At 71.2% G+C, this 26,295-nt stretch carries 33 protein-coding genes and 4 tRNA genes; 13 read left to right on the top strand and 24 right to left on the bottom strand.

What is annotated here, in order from left to right; all coding sequences use genetic code 11:
• Nucleotides 1-73 precede the first annotated feature (73 nt).
• On the bottom strand, nucleotides 74-316 hold the full coding sequence (locus tag ACFYOJ_RS31400; protein WP_356559250.1) for a hypothetical protein: 243 nt from the start codon (nucleotides 314-316) through the stop codon (nucleotides 74-76).
• A gap of 102 nt (nucleotides 317-418) precedes the next feature.
• Entirely contained in the window at nucleotides 419-1,078 is a 660-nt protein-coding gene (locus ACFYOJ_RS31395) for a hypothetical protein (protein WP_356559248.1), read from the bottom strand.
• Between the two features lie 430 nt (nucleotides 1,079-1,508).
• Between ACFYOJ_RS31395 and ACFYOJ_RS31390 the strand changes: the two genes are divergently transcribed.
• A complete protein-coding gene (locus ACFYOJ_RS31390) occupies nucleotides 1,509-2,138 on the top strand; it encodes a hypothetical protein (RefSeq protein WP_388598340.1) in 630 nt (209 codons plus the stop codon).
• Nucleotides 2,139-2,218: 80 nt separating this feature from the next.
• Here the strand turns inward: ACFYOJ_RS31390 and ACFYOJ_RS31385 are convergent, their stop codons facing one another.
• Both ACFYOJ_RS31385 and ACFYOJ_RS31380 read right to left on the bottom strand, forming a co-directional pair.
• Entirely contained in the window at nucleotides 2,219-2,776 is a 558-nt protein-coding gene (locus ACFYOJ_RS31385; RefSeq protein WP_356559244.1) for a DUF6248 family natural product biosynthesis protein, read from the bottom strand.
• On the bottom strand, nucleotides 2,773-3,387 hold the full coding sequence (locus ACFYOJ_RS31380) for a DUF262 domain-containing protein (RefSeq protein WP_356559242.1): 615 nt from the start codon (nucleotides 3,385-3,387) through the stop codon (nucleotides 2,773-2,775). Before ACFYOJ_RS31380 ends, ACFYOJ_RS31385 begins: the two co-directional genes overlap by 4 nt.
• Before the next feature lie 279 nt (nucleotides 3,388-3,666).
• Between ACFYOJ_RS31380 and ACFYOJ_RS31375 the strand changes: the two genes are divergently transcribed.
• Nucleotides 3,667-3,870, top strand: a complete 204-nt coding sequence (locus ACFYOJ_RS31375) for a ribbon-helix-helix protein, CopG family (RefSeq protein ID WP_356559240.1) — start codon at nucleotides 3,667-3,669, stop codon at nucleotides 3,868-3,870.
• A complete protein-coding gene (locus ACFYOJ_RS31370) occupies nucleotides 3,867-4,247 on the top strand; it encodes a hypothetical protein (protein ID WP_356559238.1) in 381 nt (126 codons plus the stop codon). The genes ACFYOJ_RS31375 and ACFYOJ_RS31370 overlap by 4 nt, the downstream gene beginning before the upstream one ends.
• 30 nt (nucleotides 4,248-4,277) lie before the next feature.
• Here ACFYOJ_RS31370 and ACFYOJ_RS31365 read toward each other — a convergent pair whose 3' ends face one another.
• From ACFYOJ_RS31365 to ACFYOJ_RS31345, 5 genes are all read right to left on the bottom strand, one after another.
• Nucleotides 4,278-4,445, bottom strand: coding sequence for a hypothetical protein (locus tag ACFYOJ_RS31365; protein ID WP_356559236.1), 168 nt, complete (start codon nucleotides 4,443-4,445; stop codon nucleotides 4,278-4,280).
• An 868-nt stretch (nucleotides 4,446-5,313) separates the two neighbouring features.
• Complete coding sequence (locus ACFYOJ_RS31360) at nucleotides 5,314-5,553, bottom strand: hypothetical protein (protein WP_356559361.1); 240 nt, start codon at nucleotides 5,551-5,553, stop codon at nucleotides 5,314-5,316.
• Nucleotides 5,550-6,119: a hypothetical protein gene (locus ACFYOJ_RS31355; protein ID WP_356559359.1), complete on the bottom strand. Its 570-nt coding sequence runs from the start codon at nucleotides 6,117-6,119 to the stop codon at nucleotides 5,550-5,552. Before ACFYOJ_RS31355 ends, ACFYOJ_RS31360 begins: the two co-directional genes overlap by 4 nt.
• A gap of 59 nt (nucleotides 6,120-6,178) precedes the next feature.
• The gene (locus tag ACFYOJ_RS31350; RefSeq protein ID WP_356559357.1) at nucleotides 6,179-6,442 is read right to left on the bottom strand and encodes a hypothetical protein; all 264 of its coding nucleotides are present in this window, start codon (nucleotides 6,440-6,442) and stop codon (nucleotides 6,179-6,181) included.
• Nucleotides 6,443-6,710: 268 nt separating this feature from the next.
• Nucleotides 6,711-6,920: a hypothetical protein gene (locus ACFYOJ_RS31345; RefSeq protein ID WP_356559355.1), complete on the bottom strand. Its 210-nt coding sequence runs from the start codon at nucleotides 6,918-6,920 to the stop codon at nucleotides 6,711-6,713.
• A gap of 146 nt (nucleotides 6,921-7,066) precedes the next feature.
• Between ACFYOJ_RS31345 and ACFYOJ_RS31340 the strand changes: the two genes are divergently transcribed.
• The 3 genes from ACFYOJ_RS31340 to ACFYOJ_RS31330 all read left to right on the top strand — a co-directional run bounded on the left by ACFYOJ_RS31340 (nucleotide 7,067) and on the right by ACFYOJ_RS31330 (nucleotide 9,572).
• A complete protein-coding gene (locus tag ACFYOJ_RS31340; RefSeq protein ID WP_356559353.1) occupies nucleotides 7,067-7,492 on the top strand; it encodes a hypothetical protein in 426 nt (141 codons plus the stop codon).
• A 64-nt stretch (nucleotides 7,493-7,556) separates the two neighbouring features.
• Complete coding sequence (locus tag ACFYOJ_RS31335) at nucleotides 7,557-8,483, top strand: hypothetical protein (protein ID WP_356559351.1); 927 nt, start codon at nucleotides 7,557-7,559, stop codon at nucleotides 8,481-8,483.
• 954 nt (nucleotides 8,484-9,437) lie between these two features.
• On the top strand, nucleotides 9,438-9,572 hold the full coding sequence (locus tag ACFYOJ_RS31330) for a hypothetical protein (protein ID WP_356559349.1): 135 nt from the start codon (nucleotides 9,438-9,440) through the stop codon (nucleotides 9,570-9,572).
• A gap of 9 nt (nucleotides 9,573-9,581) precedes the next feature.
• Here ACFYOJ_RS31330 and ACFYOJ_RS31325 read toward each other — a convergent pair whose 3' ends face one another.
• The 9 genes from ACFYOJ_RS31325 to ACFYOJ_RS31285 form a co-directional block, all read right to left on the bottom strand.
• Complete coding sequence (locus tag ACFYOJ_RS31325) at nucleotides 9,582-10,847, bottom strand: hypothetical protein (RefSeq protein WP_388598336.1); 1,266 nt, start codon at nucleotides 10,845-10,847, stop codon at nucleotides 9,582-9,584.
• A gap of 120 nt (nucleotides 10,848-10,967) precedes the next feature.
• Nucleotides 10,968-11,207 (bottom strand): hypothetical protein, encoded by a 240-nt coding sequence (locus ACFYOJ_RS31320; RefSeq protein WP_356559468.1) that lies wholly within the window; start codon nucleotides 11,205-11,207, stop codon nucleotides 10,968-10,970.
• Entirely contained in the window at nucleotides 11,204-11,785 is a 582-nt protein-coding gene (locus tag ACFYOJ_RS31315; protein ID WP_356559470.1) for a hypothetical protein, read from the bottom strand. Before ACFYOJ_RS31315 ends, ACFYOJ_RS31320 begins: the two co-directional genes overlap by 4 nt.
• 148 nt (nucleotides 11,786-11,933) lie before the next feature.
• Nucleotides 11,934-12,004: transfer RNA gene (locus ACFYOJ_RS31310), tRNA-Trp, on the bottom strand.
• A gap of 78 nt (nucleotides 12,005-12,082) precedes the next feature.
• Nucleotides 12,083-12,154: transfer RNA gene (locus ACFYOJ_RS31305), tRNA-Arg, on the bottom strand.
• 25 nt (nucleotides 12,155-12,179) lie between these two features.
• Nucleotides 12,180-12,252: transfer RNA gene (locus tag ACFYOJ_RS31300), tRNA-Glu, on the bottom strand.
• 809 nt (nucleotides 12,253-13,061) lie between these two features.
• The gene (locus ACFYOJ_RS31295) at nucleotides 13,062-13,268 is read right to left on the bottom strand and encodes a hypothetical protein (RefSeq protein ID WP_356559476.1); all 207 of its coding nucleotides are present in this window, start codon (nucleotides 13,266-13,268) and stop codon (nucleotides 13,062-13,064) included.
• The gene (locus tag ACFYOJ_RS31290; protein WP_356559478.1) at nucleotides 13,268-13,861 is read right to left on the bottom strand and encodes a hypothetical protein; all 594 of its coding nucleotides are present in this window, start codon (nucleotides 13,859-13,861) and stop codon (nucleotides 13,268-13,270) included. The genes ACFYOJ_RS31295 and ACFYOJ_RS31290 overlap by 1 nt, the downstream gene beginning before the upstream one ends.
• A 228-nt stretch (nucleotides 13,862-14,089) precedes the next feature.
• A tRNA-OTHER gene (locus ACFYOJ_RS31285) sits at nucleotides 14,090-14,163 on the bottom strand.
• 371 nt (nucleotides 14,164-14,534) lie between these two features.
• Here ACFYOJ_RS31285 and ACFYOJ_RS31280 point away from each other — a divergent pair.
• On the top strand, nucleotides 14,535-14,891 hold the full coding sequence (locus ACFYOJ_RS31280) for a hypothetical protein (RefSeq protein ID WP_356559480.1): 357 nt from the start codon (nucleotides 14,535-14,537) through the stop codon (nucleotides 14,889-14,891).
• Nucleotides 14,892-14,932: 41 nt separating this feature from the next.
• Here ACFYOJ_RS31280 and ACFYOJ_RS31275 read toward each other — a convergent pair whose 3' ends face one another.
• The gene (locus ACFYOJ_RS31275) at nucleotides 14,933-15,619 is read right to left on the bottom strand and encodes a hypothetical protein (protein WP_388598334.1); all 687 of its coding nucleotides are present in this window, start codon (nucleotides 15,617-15,619) and stop codon (nucleotides 14,933-14,935) included.
• Between the two features lie 630 nt (nucleotides 15,620-16,249).
• Here ACFYOJ_RS31275 and ACFYOJ_RS31270 point away from each other — a divergent pair.
• Together ACFYOJ_RS31270 and ACFYOJ_RS31265 are read left to right on the top strand one after the other, a co-directional pair.
• Entirely contained in the window at nucleotides 16,250-16,423 is a 174-nt protein-coding gene (locus ACFYOJ_RS31270) for a hypothetical protein (RefSeq protein WP_356559536.1), read from the top strand.
• Between the two features lie 390 nt (nucleotides 16,424-16,813).
• The gene (locus ACFYOJ_RS31265; RefSeq protein WP_388598332.1) at nucleotides 16,814-17,563 is read left to right on the top strand and encodes a hypothetical protein; all 750 of its coding nucleotides are present in this window, start codon (nucleotides 16,814-16,816) and stop codon (nucleotides 17,561-17,563) included.
• Here ACFYOJ_RS31265 and ACFYOJ_RS31260 read toward each other — a convergent pair.
• On the bottom strand, nucleotides 17,551-18,111 hold the full coding sequence (locus tag ACFYOJ_RS31260; protein WP_356559462.1) for a hypothetical protein: 561 nt from the start codon (nucleotides 18,109-18,111) through the stop codon (nucleotides 17,551-17,553). The two genes, ACFYOJ_RS31265 and ACFYOJ_RS31260, sit on opposite strands and share 13 nt — an antisense overlap.
• A 1,005-nt stretch (nucleotides 18,112-19,116) precedes the next feature.
• Nucleotides 19,117-19,458 (bottom strand): hypothetical protein, encoded by a 342-nt coding sequence (locus ACFYOJ_RS31255; protein WP_356559460.1) that lies wholly within the window; start codon nucleotides 19,456-19,458, stop codon nucleotides 19,117-19,119.
• A gap of 157 nt (nucleotides 19,459-19,615) precedes the next feature.
• Here ACFYOJ_RS31255 and ACFYOJ_RS31250 point away from each other — a divergent pair, with 157 nt between their 5' ends.
• A complete protein-coding gene (locus ACFYOJ_RS31250) occupies nucleotides 19,616-20,002 on the top strand; it encodes a hypothetical protein (RefSeq protein ID WP_388598330.1) in 387 nt (128 codons plus the stop codon).
• 194 nt (nucleotides 20,003-20,196) lie between these two features.
• Here the strand turns inward: ACFYOJ_RS31250 and ACFYOJ_RS31245 are convergent, their stop codons facing one another.
• The gene (locus tag ACFYOJ_RS31245) at nucleotides 20,197-20,679 is read right to left on the bottom strand and encodes a hypothetical protein (protein ID WP_356558717.1); all 483 of its coding nucleotides are present in this window, start codon (nucleotides 20,677-20,679) and stop codon (nucleotides 20,197-20,199) included.
• A 220-nt stretch (nucleotides 20,680-20,899) separates the two neighbouring features.
• The gene (locus ACFYOJ_RS31240) at nucleotides 20,900-21,217 is read right to left on the bottom strand and encodes a hypothetical protein (protein WP_356558716.1); all 318 of its coding nucleotides are present in this window, start codon (nucleotides 21,215-21,217) and stop codon (nucleotides 20,900-20,902) included.
• Nucleotides 21,218-21,323: 106 nt separating this feature from the next.
• On the opposite strand from ACFYOJ_RS31240, the gene ACFYOJ_RS31235 reads away from it, so the two are divergent.
• Genes ACFYOJ_RS31235 through ACFYOJ_RS31225 form a run of 3 tightly spaced genes read left to right on the top strand, consistent with a single transcriptional unit; the run spans nucleotide 21,324 to nucleotide 24,131 of the window.
• Entirely contained in the window at nucleotides 21,324-21,779 is a 456-nt protein-coding gene (locus ACFYOJ_RS31235) for a hypothetical protein (RefSeq protein ID WP_388598327.1), read from the top strand.
• Complete coding sequence (locus tag ACFYOJ_RS31230) at nucleotides 21,689-23,962, top strand: hypothetical protein (protein ID WP_388598325.1); 2,274 nt, start codon at nucleotides 21,689-21,691, stop codon at nucleotides 23,960-23,962. Before ACFYOJ_RS31235 ends, ACFYOJ_RS31230 begins: the two co-directional genes overlap by 91 nt.
• Before the next feature lie 34 nt (nucleotides 23,963-23,996).
• Nucleotides 23,997-24,131: a hypothetical protein gene (locus ACFYOJ_RS31225; RefSeq protein WP_356558714.1), complete on the top strand. Its 135-nt coding sequence runs from the start codon at nucleotides 23,997-23,999 to the stop codon at nucleotides 24,129-24,131.
• A 957-nt stretch (nucleotides 24,132-25,088) separates the two neighbouring features.
• Here the strand turns inward: ACFYOJ_RS31225 and ACFYOJ_RS31220 are convergent.
• The gene (locus ACFYOJ_RS31220) at nucleotides 25,089-25,556 is read right to left on the bottom strand and encodes an NUDIX domain-containing protein (protein ID WP_356558713.1); all 468 of its coding nucleotides are present in this window, start codon (nucleotides 25,554-25,556) and stop codon (nucleotides 25,089-25,091) included.
• Nucleotides 25,557-26,295: the final 739 nt, after the last annotated feature.

The following is a 26,295-nucleotide window of genomic DNA, read 5'->3' as shown; positions in this document are numbered from 1 at the left end:
GCCGCTTGGCGGACGCCTGGGCGCAGGCACGACAGCATCCGGCCTCCGGAACCTGAACCCGGCCCGCAACCTCTCACGCGCCGGCCGACACCACCCACCTGCCAAGGAGAAGCAACTGAACCCCCGACTCATCCATGAACTCCACCAGGCCGCGTTCTACCTCCCGCCCGACCCCGACGCCCCCGGAGAAGCAGTACCCGTCCTCGGCCTCGCCGGAGCCCGCATCGCCAGCTACATCACCGAAGACGGCGAGCTGACCATCGACGTGAACTCCGAGGAAGCCCTCTCTCTCCTCCGCCTCGACGCAGACGGCCACCTCAAGGTCAACGTGCGTGTCGACTCCCGCACCGCACAGACCTGGTCCGACGCCCGGGCCTGACCCCCCGATGACCGTTCCGTCCGGAACCGGAAAACCGGCCTACCCGCGGTTGTTGACGAAGGGGACGAGGCCCGCAGCCGTGAAGCCCAGCCCACGACCCCGGCGGAACTCCTCCAGCCTCCTGCGGGCGGTGTAATGATCCGCCGGCATCCCCGGCGGCGTACGCACCCCGAGCTGGATCCCGTACAGACACAGGACGAACCCCGTGGACAGGGCGGCGGAGATCCAGGCGGGGTTGAGCGGGACGGCGATCCGCGAGAACGCCTCCCCGTTGGGGCTTCGCAGCTCAAGCCGCTCGTCGGGGAGCCGGTGCAGGGCCCAACCCGCCGCCGGGCGAAGGGCGGCGAACCCGCGGGTGAGCCGTCCCATCCCCAGCTCGATCGCGGCCTCCGCCTGCTGCTCGCGGTCCGGCTGCCCGGGGGCCCGCACCATCAGTGCTCGCTCCGGCTCGAACAACGCCGCCGGCAGCTGGCCCGCCTGACCGGCGTCGAACGTCACTTCCCCGGAGACGCGGTCGATGCCGTCGGCGACCTGGCCCAGTTGGAGCGCGGGGTCGTCCCAGAACGCCACACGCCCGTGGTCGTCGACCGTGCCGGCCACGGCGGCCGCGTGGGAGGACAAGGTGGCGTAGTCCACCGGGCACCCGTCGACGTGAAATCGGCTGCGGCGCTGCTGCTTCTTCTGCTTGAACCTGCCCACAAGGACTCCTGCTCATATAGGTCGGCTGCCCCGACTGCCGTGCAGACGGGCGGAGCACGTCGGCGCGGCTCCTCACGGCCGCGTGCCGATCCTCGACCGCAGCATCTGTGGACAGAGGCAGGCTCCCGCTCAGCGGGGGAGTGGAGCCCGGCTCGGCACAGGGGGGGCAGGAGGCGCCTCACCGGGGCGGCTGCGGCGCCCGGCGGCCGACCACGTGGGCGAGGGGCAAGGCGGCGGTGCAGCAGCCCCCAGCGGTGTCACCGTCGTAGGGAAAGCGCACCGGTGTCCCCCGCACACGGTGAACGAACGGCTGAGAAGGGACTGAGGGCCGGACTGCGGGGTGATCGGGAATGGTGCCTCGGAGGCGATTCCGATCACAGTCAAAAGGACTGGCAGGACGCGCGCTTCGTCAACGATCTAGGGTGTGCGCATGTCACGCAAAGGTACTGCAGCTCTCGTTGTCCTCCTGGGCGTCGCCGCTCTCACCTCGTGCTCGTCGGACAACTCCGAGGGGAACGCCGACAAGCCGGTCACCGAGCAGCTCTCCCAGGGCGAGATATCGCAGGCACTGCCGGGCGCCGGAGACGTGATCTCAGGGTGGGAGCCCTACAAGGGCAAGCGCGTGACGAAGGAGGCCAGCTACTGCACGGCCTCCGGCAGTACCGCCGCTCCCGAGGGCTGGGTACGGGGCGGCTCGGCCTGGTTCGTCTACAACGGCTCCACGAACGACATGATGGACGTCTCGGTCTGCTTGTACGACACCACGGAGCACTCCAAAGCCGCTTACGCGGCCTGGAGGGGCAAGGAAGCTGACAAGGAGCAGGACCTCGACAAGGCGGTGGGGGAGGAGTCCGTGCTCGTCACCAACCCCGGGCGTAGCGAAGACAGTCTCTCGGCCTTCAGCCGCTCGGGCAACGTCAACATCAGGGTGAAGATCGAGGGGACTGCCGGGGACAGCACCGGTGCCCAAGATGTCCTCGCGGCCACACTCAAGCGGCTGCAGCAGGTACAGGAAGGCGAGCGGGCCACGGCCACCGCGGCCGAGCAGGCCAAGCAGTAGGTGGGCCGCGCCGACCGAATATGACCGGAGGGCTGACGCCTCGATCGCGCGGTGGTTGTCGGCACGCTCCGGGGAGCGGTCTAGAGGCCAGGGAGGGCTGCCTGGTCGCCGGGCGGGCTCTCAGGCCCCGGACGGCACGCGTCGTCCCGGCGCTGGGTCGCAGTGGGACGGGCCGCGCCCGAGACCGGCTGCTCGTCCCGCTCGTCGCTCTTCGGGCAGGGGCACCTGCACCACCACACGCACGGCTCGCCACCAGGGCGCGGGAGTAACGTCGCGACGTTCCGCCCCAGGTGGTTGTGCACGATCTCGGAGTTGTTGCAGGCATCCGGGCCGCCCTTCTGCCGGTGAATGCACCATTCGCAGCGTCCGGCCAGGCAATTCCAGCAGGTGCCCCGCTCGCAGAAGGACCAGCGCCAGAATCCGAACGCGTAGCCGTCGTCGAGCCTGCGGAGGAACGCCGGCCAGACGTGCTGGCGAACCCAGGCACCCTCGTCCTCACTCATCAGGGAGGGGTTGGGCACCGGGTCGACGAGGCCGAGGTGGAGCATGCGGTGAAGGGAGAGGGCCTGCACTCCGCGGATGACTGCGCGCTCGATGTCGGAGAGCCGGCGCTGAGGGCGTCGGACCGGTTCGGTCACTGGTCCGCCTTCGTCAAGGCCGTGGCCGCGACGAAGGCGGCGTTGTCCATGTCACCGGCGGTCTGCGGCGTTCCGCCACCGTTGACGAGGAGGTAGATCTCAGCCTCCTCGGCGACCGTGGCGACCTTGGCCATCGCGATGGACAGATGCGCGCGGTTGGCGAACTTGAGCCGGGCCGACTTGGTCAGGCCGGAGATACGGACGTAGGGGCCGTCCGAGGTCTCCTCGACGGTGGTCACGTCGCTGGCCGGGAACCAGGAGGCGGGGACGGCCAATTCGCCGTCGTACCACAGGTAGGCCGTAGTGATCCGCTGCCTGCCGTCGATGCACGCGTACATGGGCTCGCCCTGGTCGGTCGGGTCGTAGCCGTTGGCGTCCTTCCAGTCCGGCGTGGTGCGGTCGTTCAGAATCACCACGCCGGTCGGGGTTCCCGTGAGCCACGAGCGGATGAGCGCGACGCGCTGGTCCTCCGTCCACACGTCACCGCGCTGATAGGCCGGGTCCAGATCGAGCCCGAAAGTGTCCCGGAAGCTCGTGGCGAGCTCGCGAGGCGAGCGGTCCGAAGTGCGCAGGTTGTGATGCTCGAGCGGGCGACTGGTCTGGCGACTCATGGACGGCTCCCCGAGGTGGTCATGAATGTGAGTAGAGGGCCCCAGGCCCGTAAAGCTAATGTACTCAAAGATGGGGGATGCGTCAAAATTAATGGGTCTACTGGAAGTCCCGAGCATGGTCGCGCGGGATGCTGCCGGCCTCGCCTGGGCGGGCGCGGCCGCGCCGGATGAACCGTGCCCCGAGCTGCACCCCTCCTCCCGCTCCGGCCGACGGAGGCTGCTCGCAGTGCCTCCATGGATGCCTCCACAGGTGGAGGCATGACGCGGTACGGTGGGACCATGCCGAAAATCTCTGTGGAACTCAGCGAGGAAGAGCTGGCCAGGGTGAACGAGCACGCCCAGAGCCTGGGTGTCTCAACCCGGTCGTGGGCCAAGCAGACCCTGATCCAGGACGCCGACAAGGCGCGGTTCCTCACCGCTGCCCGTACAGCTCTGCCCACCGCTTTGGAGGCCGTTAAGGACGCGCCCGAGGGTATGCGGTGAGCTCGATCGTCTACGTTGACCCTGGCTGGCTGCTTGCCATCCAGGAGGAGGTCGCTCCCCGGAACATCGCCATCGCTGACTGGGGAGCCCTCCACTGGACTGGCAGCGCGCACAGGTATGAACAGATCGCCGGGCAGCCGTACTACGAGGACGCTGCGTCCCGAGCGGCCACCTTCCTTCACCACGCCCTAGTCTTGCGCCCCTTCGAGGACTACAACCTCGTCGTCGGGTACGCGGCCGCCGATGCCTACCTTCAGATGTCCGGGCACACGGTCACGGCCAAACCGGACGCCCTGTGGGGCCTGGCGGGAGCAGTCCGTGCCGGGGAGGAGGACCTCCGCGGGGTCGCCCGCGCCCTCCGCTCCTGGACCTCCTGAGCCCGGAGCCTGCTCCTGTCGCAGTTGAGGTCAGGCAGTGACTGCCTGGAGTGCGGCGAGAGGCGAGCGCTGCCCCTTGCCGACGGCGCGGAGGGCGGCCCACTCGACTTCGGGATGGGCCGCCGGCAGGCCGTCGACGTCGCCGGCGCGGAACAGCGGCACGTGGACGGCCCTGGCCCGTGAGATGCCGAACCGCACCTCGACAGCGTCGGCCGGCGTGATTCACCCGGGTCGAACCATGTGGTCGAAGTCGGTCCGCCGGACGGACAGCCGCTGCGCGGTCTGGTCGGGCCCCAGCGGGGTGTTGGCGGCCACCAGCTCGGCGAGATCCTGCGCGAGCGCAGACGAGGTCCACCTGGTCGGGGTTGACTAGTGACCCGTCCGGATTGGCGCTGAGGTCGGTGAGGATCCGCAGGTCGATCAGTCGGCGGACGACGAACGCCGTGACGGTCGCCTTCTCGCCGCTCAGGTTCGGGGGTGCCGGGCGCCTCGGCGATCTGATCCGCGGTGACAGCACCGGAGATCGGCGTCTGCGGAAGCGCCTTGCGGATCGCGGCCGGGTCCATCGCCGCCACGGCGGCCGGTGACCACCGGCGTGTAGGTAGATCCGGTTCCGGGACGAGCCCGCAGTGACGTGCCCAGCGGAAGGCGGCCACTGGGATCCGCAGCCGCTTTGCCGCCTGGCCGTCGTCGTACTCACTCCGTCGCACCATGGCAATCCCTTCTTGACCATTTTCCGTGACATCACGGCCCGAACATGGCAGAACGACTGAAAGGGTGTCATGGTCGCTTCCCGCACTCACTTTGTGCCGCGCCGGGCTTCGCGAGATTCCCGCGGCGGCCCCGCACCCCGGGCGCCCTTCAGCGGGGCGGCGTTGAAGGCCGCGCCCGTGGGGTGGTCGGCGAGCAGGTCTCGCCGACCGATCGGCCTCTGACACTTCGTGGGACATGGCCGGCTCCCGGGGCGGGGGGAATTGCGCGCCCGGCACCGTACCGGTCCCGCCTGCCGACTGGAGGTTCCGCTGGTCGGCGGGCGGGACTCGAGTGCTGCACCGGCGGCAGCGGGCTACCCGACCGCGATCGGCTGGATGTGATGGAAGTCGGAGCGAGTCGTGCCGAGCTCGTCGTCGCTCAGGCCGCACGTACGGCACAGGCGCCGGGTGTCGCCGTCGCTGAGTGGGGGTGCCTTTTCGGCGAGCAGGGTTCCGCACCGGGCGAAGCGCGCGCTGTCGATGCGGTACGACGGATCTTCCAGGTGGACGATGATGCGATGGGCGTCGTTCGCCCGATACCAGACGGCCGTCATGACTCACATCCGATCCCGGAGGTGCTGCTGGCCATGTCGGGAAGCACGAGCTTCTGCCACTGCTCGCCGTCCCACACCTGCCAGATCTCGGGCGCGGGCCGGTGCTTGGCGAGTCCGCGGGCCAGCCGGTCCATGTACGGGTAGTCGCCCCTGGCGAGCCAGACGGCGGGGATCTTGGCCTCGATGATGTGCTCGGTGTACCCGTCGGCGTCGAGCCCGCGCAGCAGGCTCGTCCGGTTCCGTGCGTTCCGCTTGGCCGTACGTGCCAGGTCGTACTCGTCGATGAGGTGGTCGTACACCTCCTCCTCGCTGATCGGTTCGCCCTTCCAGCGGCAGGCGCGCGTGAACTCGGCCATGCCCTGGCGGCCGGTGCGGTCTGCCGGGGTGAACCACGTGCCGCCGCCGCGGCCGTCGTTCTCGATAACCCCCACGAGAGCGCGGCTCTGGCGCACGTTCGCGCTGAACGCGACGCCGCAGCTCATGGTCACCTGCTGGAGGCTGGTGATCCGGTAGCGGGTGTGCGGTACTTCGAGGCCGGTCAGCGGCAGAGTGGTCAGGTCGGTCACGCAGTCTCCTTCTGGTGGATGCGCTTCGCCAGGCAGGGCCGGAACGGCCCGTGAGCGGGTTAGAGGCTGTGCTGCAGGCGGTAGTGCTTGACGACCGCGATGGCGGCGTCCCGCTTGGCTTCCTCGTCCGTCTTGCCGCCCTCGATGGACTCGGCGTACGTCTTGGCCGAGCGGACGATGGCGGAAGGGTCGCCGTCGAGCCGGTTCCTGGCGGCGGCGAGGTCGTGGCCGTCGATGTTCTGCTCGGCGATGTTGTGGATCGCCGCAACGAGGATCTCCCCGACGACGCCGGCGGGGGCGAGACTCTCGACGTTCGTGATCATTTGCGGGGCCTTTCGACTGTGGGTGGCACGCAACTCGCGGGCGCGGGCGCGTGACGATGGGGTGAGCGCGCCCGGCTTCCGAGGGCGATGTCCGGGCGCTGATCAGGGACTGTGGCCGTGCCGTCGTCCGACTGCGAGGCGGCGCGTCCTCGTTAGGACGGATCGGGGGAGAGGCTCCGCAGGACCGGCAGGATGCTCGACCGGTCGATGCCATGGGGCAGGACGAGCGTGCTCTGGCCCGCGCTGATCGTCTTGGACACGATCTCCGTCAGCAGGCCCGGCGTGATGGGGCGGAGACCTCGGCGGTGAAGCCGGATCCCTGGTCCGGAACGATGAGGACCCAGTGCCCCTTCGTGATCACCCGCTGGACGAAGCCGAGGGCCCGCCAAAGGTCGTGACCCGGCGTGCAAGTCAGGTCCTCCACGAGTCCGTCCTCGTAGACCCGGTGGACGGTGACTTCGACCGGCAACTGCTCCATGTCGCTCTCCACGTCCTCCGGGTGCGGAACACTCCTGATCCCTCGATCGCTAATGTACCTATAGTGCGGGATAGTGTCAATGTATAAGGGTCAACGTGTGGGTTGTCGACGGTGGTGACTCTTATAAGTTGACCTAGATCACCTCTATGGGTACATTGTGTTTTCCTCTGGGGCTCATAGCACCGGGGTCCGACCGCTACGAAGGAGCCAACCTGCTGTACGCCGACGAGAGCAGCGCCGACGAGTTGGAGGCCGTTCTCACTCAGCGCCTGGACGTCGATCTGGAAATGGCGCAGATGAGCGCCGACGCCGATGCGTGGCACGCGGTACGCGACCGCGGGTTCTGCAACCACGGATCCGCTATCGGCTACGGCCACCCGCCGGTGTACGAGGTGCAGAGGCGCCTCAAGCCCGGCCAACTGATCTGCACCGCCGGATGCGACACCGTCTTCACCGACGAGGAGGACTGGCACGCCCAACTCGACGACCCGATGCTCAACCCCGTGCCGCTGCCCGGCCGTTCCCCTGCCATCGAGAGGCCTGCTCGTGCGGCCTCCGGCGCGGGCATCTGATCAAACATCCCTCGCTCTGCCGCCTGACTCCGGCATGCCCAAGCGCACCCTGAACGGAGGCCTTGTGCCCACCTACCTCGACAACCCCCACGAGTACGGCCCGCGCGGGCCGGACGGCCAGGGGTGGAACCGGCTCTCGCTCAACGCCCACTTCGACACCCCCGCCCACTGCGGACTCCGGCCGATCCGGTTCGCCTCGCTCTTCGAGGCCCGCACCGGCCGTCAGCGCTGGGGCGGCTACGAGCGGTGCATGGGCGCGAAGCTCGCTTCACGACCCGCCCCGGACGCCTCGCCGGACACGCCGCGTGTTCAGTGCGGAACCTGCCCGGTCTACCAGAACGCCCGCGAGCACCCGCCGTTGCCGAACTGGCCCGACCAGGCTGTGCTGCTGCTCGGCCGCGTGCGGGACTGGCCGCGTACCCCCGGAATGTGGATCGCCGACCCGGCCGCCGGCCGCAGCAGCGTGCACCTGCACACCTGGCAGGGGCAGGACACCGGCGTCGCCGTCGACTGGCCGGACCTCGCCATCGCCGCCGAAATCCGTATGACCTGGCAGTTCCATGACCAGGACGGCGACGCCTTCTGGATCGTCCGGCTCAACCCGCGCGCCGAGCAGACGGCCGCCCACACGAAGAACTACCGGGACCACACCCGGCACGTGCTGTACGCGCCCGACGGCCGGCGCCTTGCCGGGGTGAAGTGCCACCGGGCGTGCGCGCATGAGGACTGGCACCTGCGTCACCTTGCCGCCGACCTGTCCGACCTCGACGGCGCAACGCCCGCCGACAGGCCCACCGCAGCACCGGACCTGCCTGAGCGCCTGCCCGGCGTACCGTCCTCCTCGCTGTCCCGCGACGGAGGCACTACCACGATCACGAACTCGGCCAGCCGTGCCTTCGGCGCCACGACCATGATCGTCAACGCCGAGGTTTCGACCTCATCGGAGACGGCCGCGCTGCTCGCGCACATCGCCCGCGTCGCCGCCTGGTAGAGCACCATTGCCGGCGGTCCCCCGATGGCCGGCCGACGGAGGCGCGGCCGCCGGGGCCCCGGCCGTGCGGCGATGTCGGGGGACGGTCGTCGAGGCCGAAGCGGAGCCCTCGCCGACGGTCGGACGCACACCGGCCCCACGCCGCCCACCCCAACAGCCGTTACCGCCTGCGCGGTGCCGCTCCCTTCTGGAAGGCCGCCGTCAGCAGCACCGGCCGGAGCCGTCACCACTCGACGGGCACGGCTTCTTCCCGCGGCGTCCGCAGCCGACGGCCCTTACCGCTCGGGGCGAACCAGGGATCGTAGAGCGGCCGTTCGCCTGAGACGGGGCCGCGGGACAACTGCAGTCGCACATCCTGCGTCCGGGAGCCGCGCACGACTTCCCCGACGAGGACCCGCGGCGTGGTGACCACCCCGGTGACGGATCCGCGCGCGTGCAGGCCGGGCATGATCCGACCTTCCAGGGGCGGAGCGGGGTTGAGGGCTGGAGGATCCGTACGGCGAGGTCTGCAGGAACACGGTCCAGCTGAAGATCGACTGTGGTCCCCGTGCGGCTGAGTCGGCTCTTCACGCGGCACATGGTCTGCTCCCCCTCCACCTGGTCCACCGAGGCGTACGACTGGAGCCGGTCCGGGCCGCCGCCAACAGCACCCGCCCCAGCGTGGGAAGTGCCCGCTCGAGGCATGCGTTCAATCGGATCCGGACCTGCGTGTGCCGCCTGTGCAGCATCGCCGTGGGCCACACGTTCAGGTACGCGGGCAGGAACCTGGTGACGATCCTGCGCGCGAGCCAGGTAGCCGGCTGGTCGAGGCCGACGCCGATCGTCGGAGCGCGGTCGCCGTGGAACTCCCGCGGGTAGTGGCCGTCGACTGCGAGCCGCCGCCCGGCCGCTCCGGCGAGGTCGGGGTGAGGCGGGCGACGTGGAAGGAGAATCCGGCGGGATGGTGCAGGGTGAATGACCCGTACAGATGTTGAGGATGTCGGCCACGGCCTGGCCGCGGGCGGCGAAGTCGTCGTGCGCCGCCTGCATCCGCTGCTCGATGACGTTGCTGTGCATGATCCCCAGTCCATGGCGGGGTATGGGCGGTGAACGTGATTCTCAGGCGGCCTCGGCAGGCAGGTCCTCGCGCGGACTGCGGGAGACCAAGGAGTGCAGTTCGCGCTCGCGGGCCCGATGGCGGCGCGCGTTACGCTCCTCGACGGCCAGCTGCTTCTTGACCTCGCTCAGCTGACGCCGTGCGTCTGCGCGCAAGCTCGGGACATTGGCCTGCGCGGCCGCCAGACGCAGCGCCGCCAGGTCGGGCCGGCGCAGGTAGTGGAGCGCCAGAGCGCGGACGACAGCTGCGGTGCGGCGCTCGGTGGCGTACGGCGTCGAGCCCCGGGACGGAACCCGCGCGCCGATCGTGTCCGGGGCGGTGAGGGTGATGTCGTCGCTCGTGGCGTGGTCCCACTGACCGCACAGACGCACCCCGTTGACCACGGGCGCGTGCGCCCGCTCGTCCTCGTAGTACCGGCCGCTCGCGTGCCCGTAGGCGACCCAGACACCCTGCGGGATCGGCTCCGGCCGGTACCGGTTCGGTCCGACGGTGAACCGACCAGATACCCGGGCTCCGGTCACCTCGTAGACGACGCCGCCTGCGACCTCGGCGTTCACCGCGACTTCGCGGACCATGATCTGCCCGAGCGGGCCCCGGCGGGGATCCTCGATCTGCAGTTGCACCGGCTCGGGGACCGGAGCCTGTACAGGACGTGGCCGACGCCGCAGGATGCCGGCCAGCGCGCAGAGCCGACGCCGGACGGCCCGGCGCTCCTGCTCGAGCTCGACGGCCTGGGCCTCCGCCGCAGCGGCGAGGCTGCCCTCGTGCTCGGCGTACTCCTCCGCCTTCTCGCGCGCCGCCGCCACCATGAGGTCGCGCCGGCAGGGCAGGCTGCGCCAGTGCGTGACGATGGCCAGGATCACGGCCTCGGTGCGGCGCCGCGTGCCGCGGGTGAGCTCCCGGTGAATGCCGTTGCTCAATCCGACGGCGTAGCGGCCCAGGAACCATCCGGTCGGCAGGGCATCGGGGTACAGGTGCCCGGTCCAGCCATGGACGCGAACGCCGTGCACCACCGGCTCGTCGGGCCGGTGCTCGCGGTAGAACTCGCCGAGCGGCTCCGTGCCGTCACCGAACTGCACCGCGACGGTGGCCGGAAGAACCGGACCGTTGGCGACGTGTTCCGGAACGACCACGAAGGTCCCGTGCACGTGCGGAGCACGGACGACATAGCGGACGCGGCCGCGCTCCATGACGGTCACGCGTGCAGCGGCGGAGCCGATGCCGGGCATCAGCAGCTCAACGCGCTCGGTGAGGTGGCGGACGGACAAGGAACTCCTCTGTTGTACGGACGGCTTCGGTTCGGGGTGCACCAGGTCACTGCGGGGGCCGCCCTCGTCGCAGGGCTCAGCGCCCCTGGCAGGGGACCGCGAGGTGCGGGGGGAGGATGTTCAGGACGCTTCCGGGGACTTGCGCGTCCGCCAGACGTCGAGTGCGGCCCTGGGCTGTGTGACTGTCAGGGCTGCGAAGAGGGACCACTCGCGCATGCGGTTGCCGAGCCAGTGCTTGTGGTTGTGCGGCAGGAGCAGGTCCTCCACCCACATCCCGAACCGCTCCCACGGCCGGAGCCGCCCCGCGGCGTAGCCGAGAGCGAGCAGGGTGAGGGCGGCGATGACGGAGACGGCGATCACGCTGCGCCCTCCGCGTATGGGTGCTCACTGATCAGTTCGCGGATCTTGCGCAGTGAAGGAGCGTCATGCCACTGCGGGCGATCAGGCGTGCGGGCGAGGCCGGCACCGGCCCGTCGGGTCGAGCCGGGGACACAGCTCCAGGTGAGTTGGAATCGCCACTGGGTCCCACGTGCGGGAGGGTCGGACGGGAGCGTGTCCCGGCCGATGACGATCTTCAGCAGCATCTCGTCCGTTCCGCGCGGCGTCCAGGCCCGCACAGAGCGCCATCCGTGGCTTTCGGCGTGCGCGAGCAGCTCCTGGACGGCCCTGGGCAGTTCCCAGCCGTCCGGCGTGATCGCGGCCAGCTGCCGCTTCGCCTGGGTCAGCTCCGCCTGTGTCTGCCGCGCGATCGCCTTCCACTGGTCGCGTTCGGTCTGAGCGACGTCCGCGTTCCATTCCGCGGTGCGCAGGCGGCGCATCAGTTCGAGCGGCGACAGGTCGCGGTACTTGACGAAGGCGAGGGTTTCGTCCGGGGTCTGCGGCCTGTCGTGGAACTCGATGCGATCGACGGTGCCGTCGGGGCGCAAGACCCTCTTCACTCCGGAGAGCGGGTACGACGTACTGATGGGTGAACTCCCTCACTGAGCAGCAGGGCCGGTCCGTCGGTGAGACGGCCGGCGACCTCCTTCGGCTGGACGGGCCGAGGACAACGGCCGGCGGGCCACCGGGTCGGGACGCGGGGCAGGGCGGGGGTGGCAGGGATCGAACCTGCGCTGCCGGTTTTGGAGACTGTCGCTCTGCCTCTGAGCTACACCCCCTGGGGTTGGCGATCGCGCCCCGCGGGCCGGGACCATCGCCTCTGGGCGCCGGTGGACGGCGCGACAGCAGTGAGTAGGTGCTCCTGCGGGGATTCGAACCCCGATCTCCGGATCCGTAGTCCGGTGTCCTCTCCGTTGAACGACAGGAGCGGCGCGCCTTTCCGCGCAAACTGCGTACCCTCGGCGGGATTCGAACCCGCGATCTCCCGGTTGAAAGCCGGGCGAGATATCCAGTCCTCCACGAGGGCGTGTCCGGCGTTGCCCGGGGACAAGATCAGGTTGGGCCCGCGAGGACCCGAGCATCACCTTCCCCGGCCGACGGCCGGTCCGCCTGCGTCTCCTCCCCAGGAGTCGCAGGCGGAGCGTGTCAGCTAGGCCGGATCCGTGGGGGGGGGGGGCTTCACCTCCCTGCTGACACGTCGTGAGCGGACGGGACTCGAACCCGCGACCACCCCAACCGGGGGCTCTGCTACTGAGTTACCGCTCCAAGGCGAGCGTCCTCACCTCTTCAACCCGTCCGAGAATCAGTCGGTCGGGTCCGTTTGATGTGCTGGCGTGTGCCCTGCCGGAGCGCCGGTGGGTAGAGTACGCCAACATGTCGCGGCCCGTGGGGAGTTGAATCCCCGCCCCGAATGCCTTCAGGGCCAGCTCCTGTAGCTGCGAGCCTGCCGCACGGGTGGATCGGCCGCCTCCGTGTGCCGTGTGGCGCCGGCGGGCCGATCACTCCCGCCGACCCTTTTAGTTTACTCCATGTGCCGTCATGTATCAAGTCAAAAGGGTCAAGAGGTGGGGGCTCCTGGCAACGAGGTCAGCCGCACCCCCGAACCGAGCCCGGCTAGCTCGGGTCGTACACGAACGACCAATCGAGCTCGACAGCCTCGACATGCCCCGCGAGCACGGCAGCCCGCCGCACGGCTTCGTCCCGCACGGACCTGCCGGCGCCGGGTGCGAAGTCCACGACGGCGACCCCGACCCCCGCCCGAAGGGGGCCCGGTCATCGGAGACGGCGAAGAGCTGTATGTCCCCGGCGGATTCGTCAGTCCCGGCTCCGGCGCCGTCACCCATCACCGCCGTCTTCACAGTCAGGGCAGTCGTCGGCGCAGCGCTCCTGGGTATCGAAGGTGTGGACCCGGCAGCGCATGCAGGGCTCGCGGGTGAAGGTGACCTCGCCGTCCTCATACGTCTCGCCGTTGTAGTCGTCGAGGGCGATGCCCTGCGGTTCGCGGCAGTGGCCGCAGTTGACTTCTCCTTCGCGGTACAGCATCAGGCTGCCTCGGCAGCGCGGCGGGCCTGGAGGTCGCGCACGATCGCGGCGATGTATTCGGGGTCGCTGGTGTCGTCGTCGACGAACTCGGCGTGCACGCGGGCAACCATCTCGGCGATCTCCTCGACGTCCGCCTCGAAGTCGGACCGGTCCCATACGTCGTAGGCGCACCCGAGGAACCCCTGCGCGTACGCGTCGGCAGCGTTGCGGGCGTGGCCGGTCCAGAAGTAGCGCGACCAGTCATCGGAGCGGATGCCCGTGATGTCGTACTCGTCGCCGGTGATCTTCACGCCCTTGAGCGCGTAGCCGCGCGTCCAGGCGTCGGCGTCGGTCTCGCCGATGAAGTCGGAGGACACCCACATCACGGAGTACCTGGGGCGGTTCCACGCCTTGTACTGAGCGTCGGTGGCGAGGTAGCGGTGACGGCCCTTGCGGGTGCTGCGGGCCGTGACGCCGACCTTGCGCCACTCGCGTGCGGAAAGATTGACCAGGCGCCCCTCGAATTCCAGGTGCACGATCGCCTCATGGGCGGCCTTCCGCTCCTGGGCGTTGGTGTCGTCGGCGATGGCGTCGGCGATATCCCAGTGCGTCACAGGCGTGTCCTGGGTGCTCATCCATGCGTAGGCTGCGTCGGCGAGCGAGAGGTTGGGCAAGGTGTGAAGTCCTATCGGCTCGTTGTGAACTTGGTGAATTGCGCCGCGGGGTGCCTGCTGCGGACACGTCGCGTGGCCGCCAGCGCAGACCGCGGGGGCGGGCTCGGCACATGTAGACGGGCACGGCGCGCCCAGGCGGTGCCCGGCGCCGCATCTGCGACAGATGCCTGGCGGCCCGAGGGGAATTGCACCCCTGGCTGTTCCCCGGCGTGGGGGCCGCTCTACTGACTGAGCTGCGGGCCTGCCGGACAGGTCGGCCGCCCTTCGCTGACCGGCGGCGAGAAGGCCGATCACCTCTTGACTCTTATAATTTTACTCAAGAATGGAATGTGTGTCAATCTAGAAGGGTCCTTGGTGGTGTAGTGGGAAGCGCCTTCGACGATGTCAATCGGAGCAGCTTGAGGTCGGCGTATCCCGATGTGATGGCGCCTGCATGTGGACGCCCGCCACCTCGGCCTCGTCTCATCTAGGTGCTGCCGAGCCCGCCAGCGTTCGGGCGAAGGCATCGCATCCGTCCAGAGCGGGCGACAATGGCCTCCGGCACCCGTCCGCTTCAGAAGCGGGAACGAGCAGATGCCCGCTCCCGCCTCAACTACTCGGCAGGAGGACCCACGTGGGGCGCTGCATCATCAAGGCGACACAGGATGAAGACCTCTACCTGGAATGGTCCTCGGTCGTTGACGCGTGCACCAGGGTCGGCACCCGCGCCGAGTTCCTCGCATTGGGTCATCGGCAGGAGGCCCTGGACCGTGCAGACCGCACCGGCACCTCCGACATCGTCGCGCACCTCGGCGGCTGGGACGATGACTCCCTCGGCGTCGGGACAACCGAACACCGGCAGCACGAAGGGCCGCTGATCCTGAATCGCGCCGATCTCGTGGCATTCGCGCGGCACCTTGCTGTCGGCGACTCCCAACAGGCCGAGGCCCTGCTGATCTCCGACCCCGAGCCTTGGGACGAGATGGTCTGACCTTCCCGGGCACCAGCTTCGAGCCCTCGTCCGCTGGTGGACTACTCGAGTGGCGGGGCGTCTGCCTTGGTGCCCTGCCCGATCCCGAGAGCCTTGGAGACCTCGCCGAAGACCTCGGGGGCGATGTATGGCCGAGTGGCATTGGCCGGCCAGTCCAGATCGACGATGCCCGGGCGGTAGGGGGCTGAGTGCGGTTTATTGACGAGCAGGTCGAACAGGAGGGGTCTCCGACCGCTCGATGCGGAGAGAAGCCGAGCGAGATCGCCCGCGTCCGCACGGGGCTTGCCCTCGCCTCCGGGCCGGATGTGCTTCTCGCCCAGGAGCTGCCGGGTCAGGTTCTGCAGGTCTGGAATCCGGTCGGCTGCGGTGGGTGAGGCGGTCAGGGCGCGGGTCTGGTCGGGGGGCATGCCGGTGGCCGCGGTGAGGGTCCGGGCGGTGTGCTCGGGAAGCGGGCCGGCGGCGAGTTCGTCGAGGCGTTCGGTGGCGGAGGCGCCGGGCTGGCGACCAAGGAGTTCAATGGCTCGATGCCGCTGGATGTAGCCCTCCAGGCGCTCGGCGGGGCGGGGCAGGGGAGCGGTGGGGATCCGGGCCGGGAGGCCGGGCTGGCGGCCGGCGCGGGCGGCGACAGCGGCGCGGGCCTCGTCCAGGGAGATGCCGGGTGTCCGCGCTTGTGCGCCCGAACGGCGCGGTCGTGTTCCCGGTTGCGGCGGTGGGTCATGACGTCTCACGTCCTCATTCCGGCCTGCTGCCCCACACGCGCCGGCCGTCCAGGAGGAGGGCATGACAGAACTGCTCGCGCGAGTCTCAAACATCTGCGGTCCCCTGCGGCGGTGTAGGCGTCGAGGTGGCGGACCGGGTGCGGCGCGGTTGCCTTTGGAGCACGCGACATCGTAGCGGCCTGGCCGCCATGTCGGTCCTGTCGGGCTCGCAGCCCGGTAACGCCGGGTTCGATCCGTCTCCCCGGGAACCGGGTTCACCACACCTTTTGACCCATTAATATTGACCCAAGGCGGCAAATGAAGTACAATAGAGGTTAAGGTAAGTGGAGTGTTTCACTGAAATGCATCTCGGATCGAGAGAGCTGAAGGATCGAGTAATAGCGCAATCGAAATTGACCGGGTCTCCGTCGTGAGATGGGCTGGCTTCGACCTGTCGGAACGTGAGTTTGCTGCCGTCAGGGATGCGATTCCAGAAGGCTCGACCCCTGGTGTGATTGCGGAAATTGCCTCCGCAATTCGCGAGGAAAATAAAGAGTCTGTACGCGGGTGCAGTTGCGGCATAGCTGATTACGGCGAGGCCGGTCACGATGGCGACCCGGCTGGCGAGCGGGACTCGAATACACCTTTGGAGAGTGCACTGTGAGCGAACCTTCTGCAGACTGGCGTGCGTCGCTCGACGAGTGGGACTTGCTCAGCGTCGCGCACACCGCAGTGGAGCTGTACGACAACTACGGTGACGCCAACGACGTCTTGAGCACGTCTCAGATCGAGACGATTGAACGCATTCGCCCATTCCTCGAATCTGAAATGTAGCCGGGTGCCACGTTTACCGTCCGCCGTCACGCGGTCGGCACGGCGCTGCCCGCGCCGCCGTCGCCCCCGCCAGGTCTTGGACTTCGGTAGTGCGACCGCCCCGCCGCCCGGTCCGTGTCCCGATCACCTCGCTCCCGGCTCGGCCGTCGTTCCGGCGACGCGCGTCGAGCCCATCGCTCGCGACAGGCATGCTGGCCCACCCGTCAGGCAGGACCCCATGGCCCGAACCCCGAACGACACCCTTCTTCCTGAGCCTTCGCCGCGTTCGTTGTAACTTCTGCCTCAGCAGCCTCAAATTTGCACTTTTCCGGAGTTGTTACCGCGGTTCTTCTCCTGACCGGATACAGGGCGGGCTTACCTGGCCCAGTCGACACGAAGAAGGAGAAGGCGATGACCGAGACGAGCATCGACTCCGCGACGGACGCGGCGGCGATCACGGTGGGGATGGCGCAGCGGCCGGGTACCGAGTCCCCGTGCGCGGATGGATACGACGTCCAGCGGCGCGGACACCGCGTGTGCGCGGCCGTCGTCGACGGCGCGGGCCACGCCGCGGCCGTCGTCCGCTACGCCCACATCACGCCGCCGGTGATCACCCACATCGGCATGACCATGGGCGGGCTGGCCGCGCTGACCACCGCTGGGCAGATGGCCCACGCCTACGACGTCCCCCCGCACGCCTCGGCCGTCTACGCCCGCATGGAACCGGGCCAGCCCACCACGATCCACTGGATCGGGGACTGCCGCGCCTACGGCTGGGACGGCACCGCGCTCACCCGGTGGAGCACCGACCAGACCATGGGCGAGTACCTGCGCCGCAACGGGGTGGCCGTGGAAATCGCGGCTGCCCACGACAATTGGTCCAGGACTGGACTCGCGCAGGCGGGAGCGGCCATGTGCCGCGAGGCGCAGATCCCCGAGGCCGTCCGCCTGGTCCTGCTCGTGACCGACGGCGTCTCGGACCAGATGGGCCATGAACGGATGGAGGCCCTGTGCCGCGCGCACGCGGCGGATCCTCAGACCCTGGCCGACGCCCTGGCCGCTGCCGCTGAGGCCGATGCCAAGGGCTACCGCGACGACGCCACGGTCATCGTCATGGCGGCCGCGCCGGTCGCGTCCGACTCGGGTGGTCACCGGGATTGATCGGGCTCCGTGGCGGTGAGGAACTCCTCCAGCGCTACGACGTCCAGGAGGTCGATCCAAGCCATGTGGTCGGGGAGGGGGCCGGTGTCGGCGGCCAGTAGGTCGGCCGCCTCCCCGCCGACGGCGAGCACCGTACGCATCGCCGCCTCGTGGCGTCGGGACAGGGGGAGTTCGCCGGGCCCGGCCTGGAAGAGTCCGGCCAGGTAGGCGCGGGCGGGCGGGGTAAGGACGACGGCGTGGGAGCGCAGGAAGTCATCGAACGCGACGTCGGCCGGGTCGGCGGTGTTGGCCGGATCGCCGAGCTCGGGGTGGGGAAGGGAGCAGTCGTCGAGGAGGATCGTGACGAGGCTGCATTCCTTGTTCTCGTCCTGGTGCGGCATGACCCGCCACCCGGTCGCGGCCTCCGGAGGGCTCGCCTCGGTGCGGTACTCGTCACCGACGGCCTCCAGCAGCGGCCGCAGTCCCAGCACCAGGACGGCGGGGGCGCTCAGGGACAGCGTGTCGGGCTGCCGCGGCACCAGCAGGCGGTGGCGCAGCCGTTGGCGCACCGTCGACGCCTGCGCGGCGTAGGCGGCAAGGGTCTGCTCCGCGCCGAATCGTGCTGCAGCCTCACTCGCCTCGGTACTTCCGGCATCGCGGTGAAACGCGCCACCGGCAGAGCGCCATCCCACCGTCCAGCGCTAGCGCCCGGAGGTCGCGGCCGTCTTGGAGGATCCCCACATCGGCTCGTCACTCGTCCCACGAGCCGTCGTCGCAGTCGAACTCACCAGGCCGAGCGCTGGCACCGTCACCCACGGCACCAGCCGCCCCACTGTCCCGGTTCGGCCGGGGTACCGCCACCGCCCACTCGGCCGCCAGGCACAGCGCCCGTCCCTGCGGGGACAGCGGCTCTTCCGGCAGGCGATCGGTGGCGGCCTGCCCGACGAGCACCGTGCGCACCAGCGCCGGCGGGACCGTGCCGGCGTCGCGGCTAGGCGCTGGCCGTCCGCAGGTCAGTTACGGCGAGGTGCTCGAGGAACACGGCGGCTGGCTAGCAACCGCACCGTGCCTTCGACCGCCCGGTCTCACCACTCCTCCGCCCCCGCCGCGTTGAAGGAAGTCTCGGTGCCCGGGCCCGCAGCCGCTCCGTGAGCGGGAGACCGGCCGCGGCGTCGGCAGAGGCGGACCTCGTCCAGACCGGCGTCGAGGACCAGGTGCCGGGCGGCGGGCGCGGTCACCTCGACGTCGCAGCGCAGCAAACCCGCCAGCGCCCCGCGTACGGCGCGGGCCCACCGGAACGGGCCGCCCCCGTTGTGTGCAGTGCCTGTCGGCCAGGCAGAGCGGCGCGGATTGCGGACCGGCGAACGCCGCAGTGGGTGACGAGCGCTGTTTGGGCGCGGCGGATGACGACCGGTGTGTAGCTGTGGTCAAGCATTTGCTGTGTCAGCCAGGCGGAGAACGCTGCCAGGTTGGTGGCGTAGTGCATCAGGCCACCCGAGTCCGTAGTGCCCGGGGCGAGAACGGCGCGGACATGGGTTCGCCCCCGCTGAGGAGAACGAGAGCGAAGCACGAGGTCAGGACGAGGGCTCACTCAAGGCCTTGACGTCCGCCAGGTCGTCATCGAAGTGCGGCAGGTCATGCCAGATCCTGCGATGCTTGTCGGTCAGAGGTCCAAAGATCAGCCCGCTTGGCCGTGAGAGTTCCGCGACGGCCTCCTCGAAGGTCATGCCGTGCCCCATGGACTGGCATGCGACATGCTCCCGGACGGACGGGCCTCCGTAGCCACCCGACTTTCCCGTGACCGCGTATGCCACGGAGTTGGCGAACGCCGCTTGCAATTGAGGGGACACCTGGGGGAAGTCCTGCCGGGCGAGAGCCATGGCGCGCTCGACGACGGTGTAGTAGTCCTCTGCCATGGGTGCAACTCTCCCACAGATATGTGGCCTGCACAGCGTTCTGAAGAAATGTTGTGTCTGCACGTCATTCCCTGCGAGCTGCCTACCAGGCTCTCGGCCTGAACCGGACGTACACCGCCGTCGACTGCACACCGGCCGAGCTCCGGCGCCGCGCGCGGTGCTCCAGGAGGTCCTGCTGCCGAGCACGTGGCCGGAGTTGGAGCGCCTCGCCGAGATCCCCACCGGCCGCAGCCGGGCCCGGGTGTACGTGCGCGACCTCGGCGAGGCCGGGCCCGAGCGGCGCCTCGTGCTGTGCCTGCGGGGCGCCGACGGGGCTGTACGGGTGGAAGGGCCTGTGGGGTCCGCCGCCGAGGTCCTGGCCGTCCGGGCCCGCGCTGCCGCGCTGGACGTCGCCGCCGTGCACCGCGCGGCCGGCCGGGCACAGGAGGCCCGGCTGTGGCGCGCCCGGGCCCGCCAGATCCTCAAGGACGGGCGTGCCGCCCGCCGCGGGCGGAGTGTACGGGCCGCCTCGGCCGGGCTGCCCACCCTCGGGCACCGCTCCTGAGCCTGCGCGCGGGCGGTGCGGCCGACCCGGGCGGCTACGAGGTCCGGGGGGTCAGGGGAGGTCGTCGACGAGGAGGTGAAGGCCGGCCCGGGCGGAACGAGCCGGTCGGCGCCCGCGTTCTCCTGGCCCTGGCCGGCCGCGCCCGCGCACGTCGCCGGGACGCGGCTGCCGGCCCACGAGGAGGTGTTCGCCGGTCAGGTGGCGGGCGTGGCCTTGACGATGCGTACGGGTTCGCCGTCGAGCAACACCTCGTCGATGAAGTCGTCGGTGATCTGGGTGTCCTCGTCCGTGGGGAAGTCGCGGGTGAGCGCCAGGGTGAGGTGGGAGTCGCGGAGCGCGGCGCGGATCCGTCCCGGCAGGTCGGCGTAGTCGGGGGTCTCGGCGGGGTCCACGACGATGTTCAGGGTTGCCTCGCGGGGGGCGTCAATTCCGGTGACGCGCGTGTCTGCGGCCGCGTTGAGACCCGCCCTCTTCAGGGCGCTGCGGGCGGAATCGTGCAGGGCGACCGCGCCCAGGTACTGGACGACCTGGTCCCGGCTGAAGGCCGGTGAGACGGAGTTGGCGAGTGCCCTTGCGGACGTGCCGCTTCGGAACTCCCTGGTGAGGATGTCGATGAGCGCGTTCCTGCTGGCGGTGAAGTTGTCGAGCTCGGTGCGCAGTTCACTCCTGATTTCCATGGGACCATCCTAGCGGGTGTACTGAATTCAGTACACCCGCAATTCAGTGCACCCGTAATTCAGTGCAGGAGTGGAGCGGTGCCCGGCGGGACTCCCGGACACCACCGTTTGGGAGACGCTCTGTGCGTCGCCTCGTCGCCGGGCCCCGGGGCCCGGCGGGGCGTCCTGCCGGCCGGTCGACGTCGTGACCGCCCCGCGCTCGCTGCGGCCGGGCGGGTGGCTACGTGGCCCAGGGAGTCCAGGGGAGGTCGTCGTCGCCGGTGCCGTCGAACAGCCGGTGGAACAGGTCCATGCGGCCCTCGGCGTGCTTGGTCGCCCCGTATGCCTCCGTCGCGATGCCGATCCGGCGCATGGCGTCGTCGTCGACGAGGGCGTCGGTGAAGGCCGGCCCGGGCGGGAAGATCCGGTCGGCGTCCTCGTCCTCCTGCCGCAGCCGGGCGAGGTTGGCGTCCTGGACGCGGGCGACGGCGGCCTCGTGGGTCAGCTCGGCGGCGTCGCGCGCCGGATCCGGCCAGTCCCGGCCGTCAGGGGGGTTCACCCGGTCATGGTAGCGGCCGGCCTCGGAAGTGCTCGCCGCGTGCCCGACGGGGAGGAGCCACCCGGTTCGCCCGCGGGCACCGGCTCGTTCGCTCTACGGTGCACCAGTGGACACCGAGATGCCGCCGATGGGCGGTCGACCAGCCCCGCCGGAGCTGCCGGAGGCCGACGACATGCTGGCTGCGGCCCTCCGGGCCCAGGGCGAGCCGGGCGTACGGGCGTTGGGACTGCTGCAGGACGCACGCCGGGCCCTGACCGGGGCGGGGCTGGTGCGCCCGGCGGAGGTCGCCGCGGCGTGCGTGCGGTCCGCGGCGGACACGCTGCTGAAACTGCCCGGCGCCCCGCAGAGCGTGGGCCTGCAGACTGCGGCGCAGGACCTGCTGGACGCGGTGGACGCCCTCCGGCCACCGACGTCGTCGGCGACTTGGGTGCTCCGCCGGGCTCGGCGGCGGTGGGCCCGGCGTGGGGCCGGGTGGCGGGAGCGGCCAAGGTGCTGCGCGGCGAGCTGGAACGCCCCGGCGGCTACCACCGGGGCCGGGCCCGCGGCGTCATCGAGCGGCTGACGGGCGTGACGCTGGGCGCGGCCCAGGAGAGGGCACTGGACGTGTGGGGAGTCGTCTACGGGCTGGCCTCGGGAATCCTGCACGGCCGACCGGCCGGCCCCGACGACGCCGTCCTGCTCTACACCGAACTCCTGCACGCGGCCCGGGAGCTGCTGGTGCCGCTGCCCGAGCGCGCCGCCCGCGTCCTTCAGCTCACCGCCCTGACGCAGCCGGGCGCGGACGAGGCCGCCGAGCTCGCCCGCTGGGCGGACCCGCGCGCCACCGACTACTTCTTCCGCTCCGGCCCGGCGCCGGTGTGGCTGGGCGTCCTGGCCGAGCACGCCCCACACCTGCTGATGCCGGATGCCGAGGCCGGCGGGCGGTGGCCGGCCGCCCCGTTCCTCGAGCACGTCGCCGGAACCGACCCGGACGCCGCCCGGGCATGGCTGGCCGCGCCGGCCGACCAGGACCCGGCGGTCAGCCGGGCGCAGCAGGTGGCCGCGGCCGGCCGCCCGGCCCTTCACGCGCTGCTGGGCCTCGCGCTGCGCGCCGTCCTGGCCGACACCGCACGGTTGCGCGCCGGCACCGGACCGGCGGTAGGGGCGACGCTGCGCCTGGCTGCCCGCTGGGCCCGTACGGTCCCGCGGGCGGGACGGACACGGGATTGGATCATCGCGGTGGAGGGGCTGCTGGCCGGCGCGGTCGAGGACGAGCACACAGGCCGCCTGTCGCTGCGGGCCGTCGCAGAGCGCGTGGCCGCCGCCGAGGCGGCGATGGCGGCCGCGCTCGCCTGCGAGGAGAAGCTGCGGGAGCAGATCACCGAGGAGGCCGCGACCCGGCTGCCCGGCTCCGAGGTGGCGGTCCTGCTGCGTGAACTCGCGGTGACGGCCTACCCGGCCGGCCGTGCCGGCCCCGCGCACCGAGACGTCGCGATGATCCGGGCGGTCCTGGCCGGCCTGCTCGCCCGCGACGTCGCCCTGCTGCCCGAGGATGTCCGGCCGCTGGTCTTCGGCGGCGACCTCGCCCTGGTGCACGCCGGTGATCCGGCCGCGTACGGAGGACCTCGGCTGGCGCGCACCCTGCTCGACCTGGCCGCGGCCGACGCGGACACCGGCGTCGCCCTGGGGGTGCGCACGCGCGCCGTGCGCCGGCTGGCCGACGTCGACGCCCGGCTGCACGACCGCCTGATGGCCGCCCACCTCGCCGCCCGGCCGCCCACACCCGCGGCCGCGGCCGGCCCGTCCCCGGTGCCCGCCGGCGCTGGAGACGGCGCCGGGGACGCGAACGAATGGTGGGAGCAGGCGCTCGCGCTCACACCGCGCATGGTGGCCGCCGAGGCCGCACCGGAGCCGGCCCACCTGGTCACCCTGGCCTTCGGCGCCTGCCCGCCCGAGCGCGCCGGGGAGTTGGAGACACGGGTGCGCACCGCGCTCGGCGCGCCTCCTGCGGCCGCCGAGCTGGAGAAGGTCCTTCCCGCCGGCGCCGACCGGGCGGACGGCACCCGGGAGCCGCTCGCCTCGTGGCTGCGGGTGTGGGACTGGTCGCCGCTGCTGCCCGCGGGCGTGCTGGCCGGCTGGGAGCCGGTACTGGAGCGGCTGCGCCGCCTGAAGCCCGCCGGGCCTGCGGACCCGCGCACCGTCCCCGCGCCGGTGCCGGTCACGGCGAGCACCGCCTTGACCGCCGAGGACCTGGCCGAGCTGACCCAAGCCCGCGGGGCGGCGGCGGCCGCCGCGCTGGCCGAGGCCGAGGACGCCGGCGACGGCGGCTACGCGATGGTCCTGCACCACCTCCTCGCCGCCGACCCGGCCGCCTGGACCACCGACGTGCCCGCGGTCCTGAACGCCCTCAAGGGGCCGGAGCTCGGCGCGTTCTACCTCGCCGCCGCCGCGGTCGGCGCACGCCGTCCCGAGACCTTCCCCGCTGGCCCGGCCCAGGCCGTGCTCGCCGCCTTCGACCTCAGCTGCGCGCTGCCCGCTCCCGCCGACCCGCACGTCCCCGACGCGGCGGAGTTCGCCGGCCGGGCGTGGTCCGCCCTGCTGACCTTCGCGTGGCGCACCGGCGACGACCGCGACGGTGACCTCCCGGCGGTCCTGGAGCGCCTGCACACCCTCGCCGAGCCCCTCACCCGCCCACCGTCCCGCCGCCGGCCGAGGCGCCAACGCCCGCCACCAGCACCCCGGCCGGGCGGCAGAGGAAGACGATGAACTGCCCGCGGACCTGCCGGAGACCCACCCTGCGGTGCGCGCGCTGGACTGCCTCCTGGACTACGCCGCCCGCCGGGCCGTCCGGGACGGCGGGATGCCCCGCACCGTCCTGGACCTGCTCGCCGCGTCCCGGACGCCCGCGGCGGCGACGAGGCGGTCGCCGCCGTGATCGGCGTGCACCTGCCCCTCCTGCACCGCCGCGTCACCGCCTTCGCCGCCACCCACCGTGTGGTAGCCCGGGCCAGCCAGTCTCGCGGCCGTGGTCCGCCCGGCGCTCGTTCCGGGAGCTCCGGAGGATCTGCTGCTCTGTCGGTCGCCTGCCGCCTCCGTCGTCCCGACCGGTCGCGTACCGGCCTGGCCCCGCTCAGCTCGTCGGCCCCGAGTACGACACCACCGCACCGCGCGGCCAGCGGCCCCTAATGTGCCGTGTTCCCGGCCATCGCGCCCGGCCCGCCGGTGCCGTGCCGCCGCCGTCCCGCCGGCTGCCCGCGTCCGCTGCTGTTCCGAGGCCGAGATCCGCTTGGGCTCGTTCGGAGGGCCCAGGGGAGGAGCCGCTGCCGAACCGGACCCGGCCCGCCATGGCTCGCCGCCCGCCGCGGTGGCGTCCGTCCGCCAGCCCTGCGCCAGTCCGTCGTCTGGTTCCCCGTGCCGCTGCCGTCCGCCTGCCGCCGCGCCTTGCCGTGTTCTTGGTCGTCCGCACCAGGCACCGGCCTTCCGCGGGTACGCCGTGCCGCTGACTCGGCCGTCTTCGCCGGCCTGTGCCTCGCCTCCGGGGCACCGACCGTCCAATCGTGCCTTCGCCGCTCGGCCCGGCTCGCTGTCTGTCCGCTTTGGGCCGGGGGCTTCGTCGAGGGCGAGTGCCCGGCTCCGCCCCTGCCCGCGTCGGCGCGCGCCGTTGTGTAGCTCCGCCGCGGCACACCGGCGCGGGCTAAGCCTCGCCTTCCGTCCTGCGCCTCCGGCGGCTGCTCCCCAGCCGGCTCCCGGTTGCCACGTCCCGGACGGCCGCGTCTGCGCCGGGCCCGGACAGAGATGCAGCCGACACCCGTTTGCTGCAGCTCGCCCGGCCGCCTTCGCCGGTGCGTCGCTGGTCGGTCCCGATGAGACGTCCGCATTGGTGTCCTCGCGGTTACCGCAGGACGACCGGACGTGCCGGCACCCCGTGCTCGAGGAACTTCTCGACCAGGCCGGCGAGGCCACAGGGGTAGACCGTTTCACGGGTGGCACGCAGCTCGTCCAGCGACCACCAGCGGTGATCCCGGATGTTGTCTGACTGAGTAGCGCGGCCGGGGGTGATGTCGCCGGCCGTCAGACGAGCAGGGAAGTAGCGCTCGACCTGGCGGACCGTACGGCCGCCTACCGCATGCTCCCGGCTGCGCTGAGCGAGCTGCGCCCCCAGAACGACGGCGTCCTCGGCGACGCCGAGCTCTTCGCGGAGTTCCCGCACTGCGGCAGCCGCGTAAGTCTCGCCTCCCGACAGGGCGCCGCCCGGGGTGGCCCAGAATCCCCCATTCTCGTCATACCGCAACAGCAGCACACGGTGGTCGTCGTCGAGAGCAATGACCCGAGCAGCTTCCCGAACAGGCACGGCAGTCATGGCGTCCAGATTGGCAGGCCCGCGCGGCCAGACCGTCCTCGGCGGTACAACGTCCAGGCCCGCGACGATCTCCCTCGTGCTCGAAGCAGCGGCCCCGGCGCCCGGACGATGCAGGCACGCCGTCGCGCTGGACACGGGAGGATCTGGGCGGCCCCGGTTCGCCGCGCCCCGGACTTCGCGCCGACGGGCCGTACGGCGACCGTCGCCCGGCCATTCTCGCCTCGGCGGTGTGCTGTTGCCGCCCGCCGTTGTACTGCCGTGTCCGCCCATGCCGGGCCAGGTGCCCACGGCTGGGGCCACCTGCCCCAGCCGGGCGATGCCCCGAGGACGGGCCCGGAGAGCTGCAGGCACCGGCCATGTGGTGTCCCCTGCTGACCTGCGCGCTCTTGGGGCGTGACGTGACAGTGCGCGGCCTGTCGGCCAGTGCGTACTCTGCCTCCCCGCGGGGCCGCGCCCGCCCGGTCCTGCCGCTGGACGTCGCCGCCGCGCCCGAACGACTGCAGTGCCCGACCCCCGGTGCGCGCCGTTGCCCCGCGACCGCCGCGACCGCCGCGACCGCCGCGACCGCCGCGACCGCCGCGACCGCTCGTCGGTGGGCGCGGGGGTCTTCGTGTCGTCGGCTGCCTCGGACCGCATGCGGGTGTTGCGCGACTCGGCAGCACCTGGTGCAGGCCCGGCTCGTCGACGTCGTCCGCGCCCCGCACCTGGCCGTCCCAGCCCGCCGAGTACGGAGCCTTCA

This window comes from Streptomyces sp. NPDC006384 (genome assembly GCF_042870695.1).
Taxonomy (GTDB): Bacteria; Actinomycetota; Actinomycetes; order Streptomycetales; family Streptomycetaceae; genus Streptomyces.
This window is presented reverse-complemented; position numbering and strand designations above follow the sequence as displayed.